General features: G+C 59.9%; 13 protein-coding genes. 5 read left to right on the top strand and 8 right to left on the bottom strand.

Annotated features, from left to right (window positions below; translation table 11 throughout):
- Positions 1–118: 118 nt before the first annotated feature.
- The 3 genes from ACGJAX_RS11750 to ACGJAX_RS11740 all read left to right on the top strand — a co-directional run bounded on the left by ACGJAX_RS11750 (position 119) and on the right by ACGJAX_RS11740 (position 1,730).
- Entirely contained in the window at positions 119–463 is a 345-nt protein-coding gene (locus ACGJAX_RS11750; RefSeq protein ID WP_390959021.1) for a YbaY family lipoprotein, read from the top strand.
- A 151-nt stretch (positions 464–614) separates the two neighbouring features.
- Positions 615–1,013: a YbaY family lipoprotein gene (locus ACGJAX_RS11745; protein ID WP_390959019.1), complete on the top strand. Its 399-nt coding sequence runs from the start codon at positions 615–617 to the stop codon at positions 1,011–1,013.
- Between the two features lie 27 nt (positions 1,014–1,040).
- On the top strand, positions 1,041–1,730 hold the full coding sequence (locus ACGJAX_RS11740) for a DUF4197 domain-containing protein (protein WP_090316888.1): 690 nt from the start codon (positions 1,041–1,043) through the stop codon (positions 1,728–1,730).
- Between the two features lie 525 nt (positions 1,731–2,255).
- On the opposite strand, the gene ACGJAX_RS11735 is transcribed toward ACGJAX_RS11740, so the two are convergent.
- Both ACGJAX_RS11735 and ACGJAX_RS11730 read right to left on the bottom strand, forming a co-directional pair.
- Entirely contained in the window at positions 2,256–5,321 is a 3,066-nt protein-coding gene (locus tag ACGJAX_RS11735) for an efflux RND transporter permease subunit (RefSeq protein WP_390959017.1), read from the bottom strand.
- A 6-nt stretch (positions 5,322–5,327) separates the two neighbouring features.
- Complete coding sequence (locus ACGJAX_RS11730; protein ID WP_390959015.1) at positions 5,328–6,428, bottom strand: efflux RND transporter periplasmic adaptor subunit; 1,101 nt, start codon at positions 6,426–6,428, stop codon at positions 5,328–5,330.
- A gap of 93 nt (positions 6,429–6,521) precedes the next feature.
- On the opposite strand from ACGJAX_RS11730, the gene ACGJAX_RS11725 reads away from it, so the two are divergent.
- A complete protein-coding gene (locus tag ACGJAX_RS11725) occupies positions 6,522–7,166 on the top strand; it encodes a TetR/AcrR family transcriptional regulator (RefSeq protein WP_247254900.1) in 645 nt (214 codons plus the stop codon).
- A 106-nt stretch (positions 7,167–7,272) separates the two neighbouring features.
- On the opposite strand, the gene ACGJAX_RS11720 is transcribed toward ACGJAX_RS11725, so the two are convergent.
- On the bottom strand, positions 7,273–8,055 hold the full coding sequence (locus tag ACGJAX_RS11720) for a class I SAM-dependent methyltransferase (RefSeq protein ID WP_281439139.1): 783 nt from the start codon (positions 8,053–8,055) through the stop codon (positions 7,273–7,275).
- A 93-nt stretch (positions 8,056–8,148) separates the two neighbouring features.
- On the opposite strand from ACGJAX_RS11720, the gene ACGJAX_RS11715 reads away from it, so the two are divergent.
- Positions 8,149–8,769 carry an energy transducer TonB gene (locus tag ACGJAX_RS11715; RefSeq protein ID WP_090316873.1) on the top strand — a complete coding sequence of 207 codons (621 nt, stop codon included), beginning with the start codon at positions 8,149–8,151 and terminating at the stop codon, positions 8,767–8,769.
- A gap of 22 nt (positions 8,770–8,791) precedes the next feature.
- On the opposite strand, the gene ACGJAX_RS11710 is transcribed toward ACGJAX_RS11715, so the two are convergent.
- From ACGJAX_RS11710 to adk, 5 genes are all read right to left on the bottom strand, one after another.
- Positions 8,792–9,613 carry an oxaloacetate decarboxylase gene (locus ACGJAX_RS11710; protein WP_090316869.1) on the bottom strand — a complete coding sequence of 274 codons (822 nt, stop codon included), beginning with the start codon at positions 9,611–9,613 and terminating at the stop codon, positions 8,792–8,794.
- Positions 9,614–9,646: 33 nt separating this feature from the next.
- Complete coding sequence (locus ACGJAX_RS11705) at positions 9,647–10,507, bottom strand: DUF72 domain-containing protein (RefSeq protein ID WP_390959012.1); 861 nt, start codon at positions 10,505–10,507, stop codon at positions 9,647–9,649.
- Positions 10,507–10,812 (bottom strand): hypothetical protein, encoded by a 306-nt coding sequence (locus tag ACGJAX_RS11700; RefSeq protein ID WP_390959010.1) that lies wholly within the window; start codon positions 10,810–10,812, stop codon positions 10,507–10,509. Before ACGJAX_RS11700 ends, ACGJAX_RS11705 begins: the two co-directional genes overlap by 1 nt.
- Before the next feature lie 290 nt (positions 10,813–11,102).
- Complete coding sequence (gene tsaB / locus ACGJAX_RS11695) at positions 11,103–11,777, bottom strand: tRNA (adenosine(37)-N6)-threonylcarbamoyltransferase complex dimerization subunit type 1 TsaB (RefSeq protein ID WP_390959008.1); 675 nt, start codon at positions 11,775–11,777, stop codon at positions 11,103–11,105.
- Between the two features lie 94 nt (positions 11,778–11,871).
- On the bottom strand, positions 11,872–12,519 hold the full coding sequence (gene adk / locus ACGJAX_RS11690; protein WP_090316858.1) for an adenylate kinase: 648 nt from the start codon (positions 12,517–12,519) through the stop codon (positions 11,872–11,874).
- Positions 12,520–12,635 lie beyond the last annotated feature (116 nt).

Genomic DNA, 12,635 nt, shown 5'->3' with positions numbered 1-12,635 from the left:
CATCTAAATGACCGCACTTTCGCTGTCGCGCGCAGGACTTTCCCTACATTGGATTGAGTACTGAAGGAATATGCTGTCGGCTCGTCACTTTCGACGAGTCAATGATAAGGAAATCAACATGAGCAACGAAAACACCCTGAGCATCAGCGGCAACGTTCACTATCTGGAAAAGATTGCGCTTTTGCCAAGCTCGACACTTTACGTCAGCCTGCAAGACGTTTCACTGGCTGATGCCCCTGCCAAACAACTGGCCGCTCAAGTCATCCCTCATGCAGAAAGCGCAGGCTTGACCTTCAATCTTCAGTACAGCACCGCAGACGTCCTGCCCCGTCATACCTATGCCATCAGTGCACAAATCAAAACCGATGGCAAACTGGTCTTTACCACCACTGAGCATCACCCGGTAGAGCTGGGCGTCGACGGCGTGCAGCCTGTTGAAGTGCTGGTCCACAGGGTAAGGTAGACCTATGGCAACAATTCTTAAAACCCTGAGCGTTAACGCCAGACTCCCCGTCAGGCGCCTGCAATACCTTGCCGGGCGATATTGCCGGTAATTTCCTTTAAATTATCGTTGGCGCCGAGCTTCTTCGGCGTCAACGACATGGATTCCAATGATGAAAAAACTTTCGCTTCTGGGACTGACAGCTCTGCTTGGAGCTTGCCAATCGATACAACCTGCCGCCAAGACCAGCCTGGACGGTGAAGTCTTCTACTTGCAACGCATCGCCCTGCCCCCTGAAGCCGTCTTGAACGTGAGCCTGCAAGACGTGTCGCTGGCCGATGCGCCGGCGGTGGTTCTCGACGAACAGAAAGGCCAGATCAAGGGCCAGGTGCCGCTTCCCTTTCATCTGAGTTACGATCCTGCGCAGGTCAAACCGGGTCATCGCTATTCGGTCAGTGCGCGCATTGAGGTCGATGGCAAGTTACTGTTCATCACCACCGAAAATCACGCTGTGAAGCTTGATGGCAACGATCCGCAACCGTTGAAAATCCGCGTTGACGCCGCCCGCTAATTCTCATTTTTGAACAAGGAAGCTGCCATGCTCCGCCCCACCCTCCGCTTTGCTGGCCTGTGTGCTGGCTTGATGATCTGCGCCAACGCCATGGCACTGTCCCTCAGCGACCTGTCGCAAAAAGACGCCACTGGCGGCCTCAGGGATGCACTGACTCAAGGCGCACAACTGGCCGTGAAACAGCTCGGTACGCCGGGTGGTTTCAGCAACAATCCGGAGGTGAAAATCGAACTGCCGGGCAAACTGGGCAAGGTTGCCAGCAAAATGAAACAGTTCGGCATGGGCGATCAGGTCGATCAACTGGAAGTCAGCATGAACAAAGCGGCGGAAACCGCCGTGGTCCAGGCTCAGCCGATCCTCGTGGATGCGGTGAAGAAAATGACCGTGGAAGACGCCAAGGGCATTCTCAGTGGCGGCAACGACTCGGCCACCCAGTACCTGAACAAAACCAGTCGCGAACAGATCCGCGCCAAGTTCCTGCCTATCGTCAAGCAAGCCACCGACCACGTCGGCCTGGCCCAACAGTACAACTCGTTCGCCGGCCAGGCCGCGACCATGGGTGTGATCGACACCAAGAATGCCAACATCGAGAGCTACGTCACCGAACAGGCACTGAACGGCCTGTTCGAAATGATCGGCAAACAGGAAGAAACCATCCGCCAGAACCCCGCAGCTGCCGCGACCAGCCTGGCGAAGAAGGTGTTTGGTACGCTCTAAGCCGAAACACAAATCCTGTGGGAGCAGGAACATCCGAGGGATATTGGTCGGCTGGCAGGCCGCCATCGCTGCGATGCGGCGCCCCGACAAGCCAGCTCCCACAGAAAAGCAAGTCGGCGTACACCCACCCGCTCCTCACCACTCATCAGGCCGAGCGTTAGCTCGCCTGCAGCTCTTGATCCTGATCTACCCGCCCCTTCGGGAGGCTGAGTGGAGGTGTTCATCCGGGGAGTGGCGCGCAGCGCCGTTCGACGCAGTCGAACACGCTGCATGCAGGTCGTCGCGAAGCATACCGGAGGGCAGTGTCCCCGGATGGATACCGCAGCGAAGGAACGCCGAGCCTTAGCGAGGGGCCGGACGCTCGGGGCGAGCCTTTTTGGGTACTTTTTGCTGGGCCGGCACTCCGGCGTTTGAAAAAAGTGCCTCGCCGTAAGGGCGAAACCCTAAGCCGCCGTTACCGCAGCAACGGATATGTACTCAATCAACCAAGAGCCTGGTCGGCCCGAAGGCCGCCACGCCCAAAGATCAGACCGACTCTTTCCTGACCCGGAACCAAGCCGCATACAACGCCGGCAAAAACAGTAAAGTCAGCGCCGTCGCCACGATCAACCCGCCCATGATCGCCACCGCCATTGGCCCGAAAAACACGCTGCGTGACAGCGGAATCATCGCCAGCACCGCCGCCAGTGCGGTCAGTACAATCGGTCGGAACCGCCGCACCGTCGCCTCGATAATCGCCTGCCATGGCTTGAGCCCGGCCGCGATGTCCTGCTCGATCTGATCCACCAGAATCACCGAGTTACGCATGATCATCCCTGACAATGCGATCGTTCCGAGCATCGCGACAAAACCAAACGGCTGCCGGAACACCATCAGGAACAGGGTCACCCCGATCAGCCCCAAGGGCGCTGTCAGAAACACCATCGCCGTGCGAGAAAAACTGCGCAGTTGCAGCATCAGCAACGTCAGCACGACCACGATGAACAGCGGTACGCCAGCCTTGACCGAGTTCTGCCCGCGTGCCGAGTCCTCCACCGTACCGCCGACATCCAGCAAATAGCCGTCAGGCAGTTCCGCGCGAATCGGATCGAGAGTCGGCAAGATCTGCTGCACCAGGGTCGCTGGTTGCTCCTTGCCATAAATGTCGGCGCGAACCGTCACGTTCGGCAAACGGTTACGGTGCCAGATCACGCCTTCCTCAAAGCCGTATTCCAGCGTTGCGATCTGCGACAGGGCCACGCTACGACCGTTATCGGTCGGCACCGCCAGGCTTGGCAGCAACGACAGTTCGCTGCGTTCATGCAAGGTGCCGCGCAGCAGGATCTCGATCAACTCGTTGTCTTCGCGGTACTGGCTGACACTGGAGCCGGTGAGTGAACTTTGCAGGAACTTCGACAGGTTCGCCGTGCTCACGCCCAATGCTCGAGCGCGGTCCTGATCGACGTTCAGATACACGACTTTGCTCGGTTCTTCCCAGTCCAGGTGGACATTGACCACGTGCGGATTTTCGCGAACCTTGGCCGCGACTTTGCGAGCAAGTGCGCGGACTTCCTCAATGTGTTCACCGGTCACGCGGAACTGCACCGGATAACCAACCGGCGGGCCGTTTTCCAGGCGTGTAACCCGCGAGCGCAGGGCCGGGAATTTTTCGTTGAGGGTGTCGATCAGCCAGGTGCGCAGCGCTTCACGCTCCTCGATGGTCTTGGCCAGGACGACAAACTGAGCGAAGCTCGCTGCGGGAAGTTGCTGGTCCAGTGGCAGGTAAAAACGCGGCGAGCCGGTGCCGACGTAAGCCACGTAGTTATCGATTCCGGCTTTGTCCTTAAGCAGCGCTTCGAGGCGTTTGACCTCCTCGGTGGTATTGCTCAGGGAAGCGCCTTCGGCCAGTTTCAGGTCGACCATCAACTCCAGTCGCCCGGAGGCCGGAAAGAACTGCTGCGGCACAAAGCGGAACAGCACGATGGAGGCAATGAACAACACCACGGTCAAGGCGATAACGGTTTTGCGCCAGCGCACACACCACTCCACCAGACGTCTGACGCGCTGATAGAACGGCGTGCCATAAGGGTCGGGCTGGCCCGTGCCGTGTTTGGCTGCGTGAATTTTCGCCAGGTCCGGCAGGAGTTTTTCCCCCAGATACGGTACGAAAACCACAGCGGCCACCCAGGAGGCGAGCAGCGCGATCGTCACCACCTGGAAGATCGAGCGGGTGTATTCGCCCGTACCCGATTGCGCGGTGGCAATCGGCAGGAAGCCGGCGGCGGTGATCAGCGTGCCGGTCAGCATGGGGAAGGCGGTGCTGGTCCAGGCGTAGCTGGCGGCTTTTATGCGATCGAAGCCTTGCTCCATTTTGATCGCCATCATTTCCACGGCGATGATCGCATCGTCCACCAGCAACCCCAGCGCCAGCACCAGCGCGCCGAGGGAAATCTTGTGCAGACCGATGCCCAGGTAATACATGCAGGCGAAGGTCATTGCCAACACCAGCGGAATCGCCAGGGCGACCACCATGCCCGTGCGCACACCGAGAGAGAAAAAACTCACCAGCAGCACAATCACCAAGGCTTCCACCAGCACCTGAACGAACTCACCGACGCCGGTTTTCACCGCGGCGGGCTGGTCGGACACCTTGCGCAACTGCATGCCGGCCGGGAGGTTTTTCTGGATGCGGGCGAACTCGACTTCCAGGGCTTTGCCCAGCACCAGGATGTCGCCACCGTCTTTCATGGCCACGGCCAGACCAATCGCATCTTCAGCCATGAAGCGCATGCGCGGTGCGGGAGGATCGTTGAAACCGCGGCGTACGTCAGCCACATCGGAGATACGGAAGGTGCGATCCCCGACCCGTATCGGAAAGTTCTTTATCTCATCGACTGTCTGAAAATTTCCCGATACCCGTAGCTGCAATCGCTCGCTGCTGGTTTCAAAGAAGCCGGCGGTGGACACCGCGTTCTGTTCTTCAAGCGCCTGCTGCACGGCCGCCAATGGCAGGCCAAGGGTGGCAAGCTTGACGTTGGAAAGCTCGATCCAGATTTTTTCATCCTGCAACCCGAGCAGGTCAACCTTGCCCACATCCTTGACCCGCTGCAGCTGGATTTGAATGCGGTCGGCGTAGTCCTTGAGCACGGCGTAGTCGAATCCTTCGCCGGTCAAGGCGTAGATATTGCCGAAGGTGGTACCGAACTCATCGTTAAAAAATGGCCCCTGGATGCCCGGTGGCAGGGTATGGCGGATGTCGTTGACCTTCTTGCGCACCTGATACCAGAGGTCCGGGATTTCCACCGAGTGCATGGAGTCGCGCGCGATGAACGTCACCTGGGATTCACCCGGACGGGAGAACGACACGATGCGCTCGTACTCGCCGGTTTCCATCAGTTTCTTTTCGATGCGCTCGGTCACCTGACGCGAGACTTCCTGCGCCGTCGCCCCCGGCCAGTTGGTGCGGATCACCATGGCCTTGAAGGTAAACGGCGGGTCTTCGCTTTGACCGAGCTTGGTGTAGGACAGTGCACCAACGATTGCCAGCAACAGCATCAGGAACAGTACGATCTGGCGGTTACGCAGCGCCCATTCGGAAAGATTGAAGCCCATCGGGGATTACTCCTTGTCCGCCAGATTGACCACGCGGTTGGAGCGATCCACCGGGCGCACATGCTGCCCGTCGAGAAGCACATGGACGCCAGCGGCCACGACCCAGTCGCTGGCATTGAGACCTTCGAGCACCGGGACGGTCTTCTCACCGAAGGCACCGACCCGCACAGGGGTCTTCTTCAACGTATTGTTGGCGCTGAGCACCCAGACGTAGGTCACGCCATTTTCCGCGGTCAACGCCGAAAGCGGCACGGACAGCGGGATCACCTCAGCGGTCTGCACAAACACTCGGGCGCTCTGGCCCAGCTCGGCAGGGACCTTGCCACCGGTGAAGGCGATGCGAGCGGCAAAGGTGCGGGATTTTGGATCAGCGGCCGGCGACAGTTCGCGGATACGCCCGGCGAAGCGTTGATCGGGTTGCGTCCACAGCTCCACCGAAACCGGCTGCCCGACCTTGAAACGGCCGAAGCTCTGTTCCGGCAGGCTGATCAACACTTCACGCTCGCCATCGGTGGCCAGGGTAAACACGGTTTGCCCGGCCGCCACTACCTGCCCGACTTCTACGGCACGCTTGGCCACCACCCCGTCCTGCGGCGCACGCAGCACGGCATAGCTGGCCTGGTTGGTCGAGACGTTGAACTCGGCTTTGATCTGCTTGAGGCGTGCTTCACCGGATCGATAGAGGTTTTCGGCGTTGTCGTACTGCGAACGACTGACCAGCTGACGGTCCATCAGGGTCTTGTAACGATCGCGCTCGGAACGTACCAGGTTGAGGTTGGCTTCGGCGGCGGCGACCTGGGCGCGGGTGGCCTCCAGTTGCAGGCGAACGTCTTGGGGATCGAGCTCTGCCAGCGGTTGATCGGCCTTGACCCGCTGCCCCTCTTCGACCAGTCGTCGGCTGACTTTACCGCCAATCCGGAACGCCAGGTCGGGCTCATAGCGGGCACGAACTTCACCGGGATAGCTTTCCATCGCCTGCGCCGAAGGCTCTGGCTGAACCACCATGGCCGGACGAATGCTGATTTGGGGCGCCTCTTCGTGACCGCACGCAGACAATAAAAACGCCAGACTGACTGGCAACGCGAGGGGCAAGGCATAGCGGAACATGGTGAAGGACCTTTCGCTAATAGTGCTTGGAATATTTATACTGGCCAGTATGTTATTAATAGCAAACTGACCAGTCCAGTAATAAAAGCGAATATGCCGAACAATCTTTCAGCACCCAGCGGCCCAGGCCGCCCCAAGGATCTGGCCAAGCGCCAGGCGATCCTCGATGCGGCGAAAACGCTGTTTTTGAGCAAGGGTTACGCCAGCACCAGCATGGACGCCGTCGCAGCCGAGGCCGGTGTGTCGAAGCTGACGGTCTATAGCCACTTCAACGACAAGGAGACGCTGTTCTCCGCCGCCGTGATGGCCAAGTGCGAGGAGCAATTGCCGCCGCTGTTCTTCGAACTGCCGCAAGGCGTGGCGGTGGAAACGGTGCTGCTGAATATCGCGCGCGGGTTTCATCAGCTGATCAACAGCGACGAGTCGGTGAACCTGCACCGGTTGATGATGACCCTGGGCAGTCAGGACCCGAAGCTCTCGCAGATTTTCTTCGAAGCCGGGCCACAGCGCATGCTGCAGGGCATGGAGCGTCTGTTGACCCGGATCAACGACAGTGGCGTGTTGAGCATCGACAAACCACACAATGCGGCCGAGCACTTCTTCTGCCTGCTCAAGGGGGCGGGGAATTTTCGTTTGCTGTACGGCTGCGGTGAACCGCCGGTGGGCGAGGCGGCGGAGAGCCATGTGCGGGAAGTGGTGGGGTTGTTTATGCGGGCCTATCGGCCTGATCCCGTGTGAGAGATTTGTAGTGTTCTGGTAGACGCCATCGCGAGCAGGCTCGCTTCCACAGGGTCAGTGGAGAACCTGTGGAAGCGAGCCTGCTCGCGATGGGGGCAACCCGGTCTTAAGGCTTGAGCGCCTTCTTCGGATAGATGTCATACCGACTGGATTTGCCATCCAGCGCATGACTGGGCTTGGGCCCTTCAATGCACGGTGCCTTGCGCGGTCGCTTGACCACCACCCGATGGCTGGCCAGCGCCAACGCCGCTTCAAGCAGTGCCGGCGCGTCCGGGTCATCGCCCACCAGCGGCCGGAACAGGCGCATTTCCTTTTTCACCAATGCGGTTTTCTCACGGTGCGGGAACATCGGGTCGAGGTAGATCACCTGCGGTGGCTCGCCTTCCCAGTTGCGCATCACATCGATGGAGTTGCCCTTGAGCAAACGCATGCGCGCCACGATCGGCGCCACGTCGAAATCTTCCGCGCCGCGGGCAAGACCATCTTCGAGCAAGGCGCCGATCAGCGGCTGACGCTCGATCAGGCTCATCTCGCAACCCAGGCTGGCCAGCACGAATGCATCCTTGCCCAGCCCTGCCGTGGCATCCAGTACACGTGGACGCACGCCCTGAGCGATGCCAACGGCCTTGGCGATCATCTGCCCGCTGCCACCCCCGTATAAACGACGGTGAGCCGCGCCACCCTCGACGAAATCAACTCGCACCGGCCCCGGCGCATCCGGTCCCAGTTGTTGCAGCTGCAAACCCTGCTCGCCCACCTGCAAGGCAAACTCGCCGTCGGCCACCTGCAATGGCAGGCCCAGGCGCTCGGCCCACTGCTCGGCTTGCGGCTCGAACGCCGCGTCCAGGGCCTCGACATGAATGCGGCAGGCCGCGGGTTGATCAATCATCGGAAAACACGCTCAAAAAATTAATGATCGGCAAAAACTGCCGATAACAAAACTATCGAGCATTTTGCCAGAGCTGAGCGTCGACCGAGAGAAATGTCAGACATTCAACCCACAATCACAGGTTTTATCTCGCCCTACGGCAATTACAACCTGCGAAATACCCAGGCACTAAGCGGTGTCAGTCACATCTGGCAGGATTTCTTTGCCCGTGCGCTGTCCGATCAGTCGGGTGATGTGCTGCCGCAATCTCTCAACTTTCCACCGGTCGATCTCGAAAGCCCGGTTGAGCCCACCGTTGGCAGCGACCTGCTGGCGCACATCGTTTCCCAGCGCGAGTGCGACGTGAAAGACAACGTGGTACGCCCGCCCGAGCCCCTGTTCCTGCCGATCGCCGAGTTTGAAATGGACCTGGCCGACAAGCCGTTCCCACCATTCCCGCCGGAAGAAATCGCCGCCCAGCAGAAACAGCAGGACTTCGAAAGTGGCTGGGTTCGTCCGATCGTGTTGACCGCCGGTCAACCTGTGCCAGCTGCCGGTCCCGCGCCGCAACCGCGTCCCCTGCACCTGCCGATCGCCGAGTTTGATCTCGACCTGCTGGACAAGCCTTTCCCGCCCTTCTCCCCCGAAGAACTGATCGAGCAACAGAAGCAACTCGACTTCGATAACGGCTGGGCACGGCCGATCATCCTGCAAAACCTGCGTCTGGCCGCCTGACCCTCAGCGACACCTGCGCTGTTCAGTCCTTGAACAATGAATTGGCCTGCTGGAACGGCATGGAGCGCGACGTGAAACCGAATGTCCCCGAATCGCGGATCTCCTGGGCGGCCCGGAAGAACTCGCCATAGGCTGCCAATGCCAGCGCCGAACCGACACTGATACGTTTAACGCCCATCTCACTCAACTGCTCGACCGATAACTTCAGGCCGCCGGACATCAACACGTTGACCGGTTTCGGCGCCACGGCGCGGACCACCGCCAATACGTCTTCGGCGCTGCGCAGGCCCGGCGCATACAGGACGTCGGCACCGGCCTCGGCAAACGCCTGCAAGCGGCGAATGGTATCGGCCAGATCCGGATTGCCGTGCAGAAAGTTCTCGGCCCGCGCGGTCAGCGTGAACGGAAAAGGCAAACTACGGGCGGCAGCGACGGCGGCTTCGATGCGCGCCACGGCATGTTCGAAGCAGTAGATCGGGCCCTCTTCACGCCCGGTGGCGTCTTCGATCGAGCCACCGACCGCCCCCACTTGCGCCGCCCGCAAAATACTCGTCGCGCATTCGGCCGGATTGTCGGCAAAGCCGTTTTCCAAGTCGACCGCCACCGGCAAATCACTGGCCGCAACAATCGCCTGAACGTTCAACAGGGTTTCGTCGAGGGTCAACCCGCCATCGGGACGCGCCCTGGAAAACGCATAACCTGCACTGGTGGTCGCCAACGCCTCGAAGCCCAGGCTGGCGAGCATTTTTGCTGAACCGGCGTCCCACGGATTGGGAATCACGAAAGCGCCTTTGCGCTCGTGCAGGGCTTTGAAGGCTTGGGCTCGAAGGGTTTGTGCGTCCATTGGCAGGCTCCTGAAAAGGCGAACGAATCCGCTTCAGAGCAGGCCAAGTTGCTCGGCGGCGGGTTCTCTGTATAGCTCAGGCAGCGGCGGCAAGCCAGGCAGACGCAACATCAATCTGGCGTGAAACCGCTGCGCCAGTTTCGCCGCCAACACGTTGTCGGCGGTGTGCAGGAAGATATAAGGCGTGCGCCCCTCTTCGATCCACAGGGCAATTTTCTCCACCCACGGCAGCAGAAACGGATCGTTGGCTTCCAACTGCGGATGGCCGATGAAGCGCACCTGGGGACATTGCGTGAACGCCGCCGGACGGGGTGGGACCCGCGGTTTCTTCGATTGGGCGTGGAGCACCGAGGGGTCGGTCGATGTGCAACTGAACAGCGCGCGCGAATCGAGACAAATGCGCTCGACGCCGCGATCCAGCAACAGGCGGTTGAGCTCGCGTTCGCTGTCACCCTTGGCGAAAAAGGCGTCATGCCGCACTTCCACCGCCAGTGGTCGCTCAAGGGCATCGATAAAACCCGCCAACTCGGGCAAGCGTTGCGGTGTAAAGCTCTTCGATAGCTGCAACCACAACGGCGCTACCCGCGCGCCGAGCGGGCTGAGCAACTGCGTGAAGGTTACGGCGGCGGTCAGTTGTTCACGCAGGTCGCCGCCATGACTGATGTCACCGGGGAACTTGGCGGTGAAGCGAAAGTGTTCGGGCAGGGTTTCGGCCCAGCGCTGCACGGTGGTGGCGGCCGGGCTGGCGTAGAAGGTCGTGTTGCCTTCCACAGCGTTGAACACTTGGGAATACAGACTCAGAAACTCGGCGGGTCTGGCGTCCGCCGGATACAGATACTCACGCCAGGCGTTTTCGCTCCAGGACGGGCATCCGAGGTAGTACGGCAGCATCATCAGATGTACAGGTCGAGACCCAGTACTTCAGCATCCCAATCGACAAAACCGGCGGTGCTCAAGTAGCTGGCCAAAGCCATCGCCACACTTTTGCTCATGGCACGGTGGTAAATCATGTCTTGCTGACGGGCAGGGAGATTGCTCAGTTTTTGTGCGGAGGCTCTGGCGGCTCGGGCGGCCAGTTGCTCTTCGGACGGAAATTCCAGCTCACCGTCGATATCGACGGATTCGTCTTCCACCACAGGGCCTTTGCGAGGCTTGCGCTTGATGGGGTAAGACTGAGAAGAAAAGCCGTCTATACGCATAATTGTATGCTCGGTATCAGTGATGGCAGTTTAGTGGCGCATAACCCACTTCGCAAACCGCCGAGTGATAACTAGAACACATAAAAAGCAAAAGGTTTAAAAGCGGGAATTAGAAACTGACGATTGGTTTGGATTGGCACACTTTGTGGCGAGGGAGCTTGCTCCCGCCGGCTGCAAAGCGGCGTCATTCCTACAGCCTCACCTTGCCACCAGGTATTGCGACGGCTTCGCCGCCGAACGGGAGCAAGCGCCCTCGCCACAAAAGTGTCCTCAGCACTGAATCGGGTAAATCAACGTGCCTTCGGCGTCGCAACCTTGTCCCGCAAATAAACCGGCTGTGCTTCATCCGCCACAATCGCCTCACCGCGCTCCCAGGCAAATCGCGCCAGCGTCAGCAAGTCTTCGGCATGGGGCAGCATGCCCGCGTCCTGACCGCTCAGGTGGACGCCGATGCGCTCGGCATACCCCCAACCGGTGCCCGCGCCAAACCATTCGCCACTGGCATCAGCCGGCAATGCAGCCACTTCCGGGGCCAATACCGCTTCAGCCCCGACCAGTCGCATCTCCCCTGCCGTTTCGCGGTAGCAGCCCCAATACACCTCGTCCATCCGCGCATCGATGGCCGCCGCGACCTGGCTGACGCCATGCTCGCGATACGCACGCTGGGCCAGTACGGCCAGGTTCGACACCGGCAACACCGGGCGATCCAGGGCAAATGCCAGGCCCTGCACCACGCCGATGGCAATCCGCACGCCTGTGAATGCGCCCGGTCCGCGACCGAAAGCGATGGCGTCGACCGCTTGCAGCGTGGTCCCGGCATCGGCCAGCAACTGCTGGATCATGGGCAACAGCTTCTGCGCATGCAGGCGCGGGATCACCTCGTAATGGCTCGTGACCTTGCCGTCATGCAGCAAGGCAACGGAGCAAGCTTCAGTCGCGGTGTCCAGGGCCAGCAAGGTGCTCATCGATGTATCCGTAAAAGAGGTCAGAAAAAAGTGCGTCAGTATAAACAACTACGGCCCGCAAGCGGGCCGTGGATGATGCAGCAAATCAGACTTTTCAGCTCAGGGCAGCCAGCACCTTGGCGGTGATCGCTTCAACCGAACCGACACCTTCGATATGACTGTACTTCGGCTTGCCATTGGCAGCCGAGAGCTTCTGGTAGAAGTCCACCAACGGCTTGGTCTGCGAATGGTAGACCGACAGGCGATGACGCACGGTTTCTTCGGTGTCGTCCTTGCGCTGTACCAGGTCTTCACCGGTGATGTCGTCTTTGCCCGCGATTTTCGGCGGGTTGTAGACGATGTGGTACACGCGACCGCTGGCCTCGTGAACACGGCGACCGGCGATACGCTGAACGATTTCTTCGTCTTCAACGGCGATTTCAACCACGGCATCCAGCTCGACGCCAGCCGTCACCAGGGCTTCAGCCTGAGGAATGGTGCGCGGGAAACCGTCGAACAGGAAACCGTTGACGCAGTCGGACTGGGCAATGCGGTCCTTGACCAGTGCGATGATCAGGTCATCGGATACCAGGCCGCCCGCATCCATGATGCTCTTGGCTTTGATGCCCAGCTCGGTGCCGGCCTTGACCGCTGCGCGCAGCATGTCGCCGGTGGAGATTTGCGGAATACCGAATTTCTCGGTGATGAACTTAGCCTGAGTACCTTTACCGGCCCCGGGAGCTCCCAGCAGAATGACGCGCATCGATGTGCTCCTCAATTTTTTTATATAGATAACGTCAGATTCGCCTCATGGGGCCAATCTCAAAAATAGGGTCGTGACCGCCCAAACGGCCAAAGGCTGATCAAGATACACAGCAG

Source organism: Pseudomonas moorei, assembly GCF_042846945.1.
Lineage (GTDB): Bacteria > Pseudomonadota > Gammaproteobacteria > Pseudomonadales > Pseudomonadaceae > Aquipseudomonas > Aquipseudomonas moorei.
This window is presented reverse-complemented; position numbering and strand designations above follow the sequence as displayed.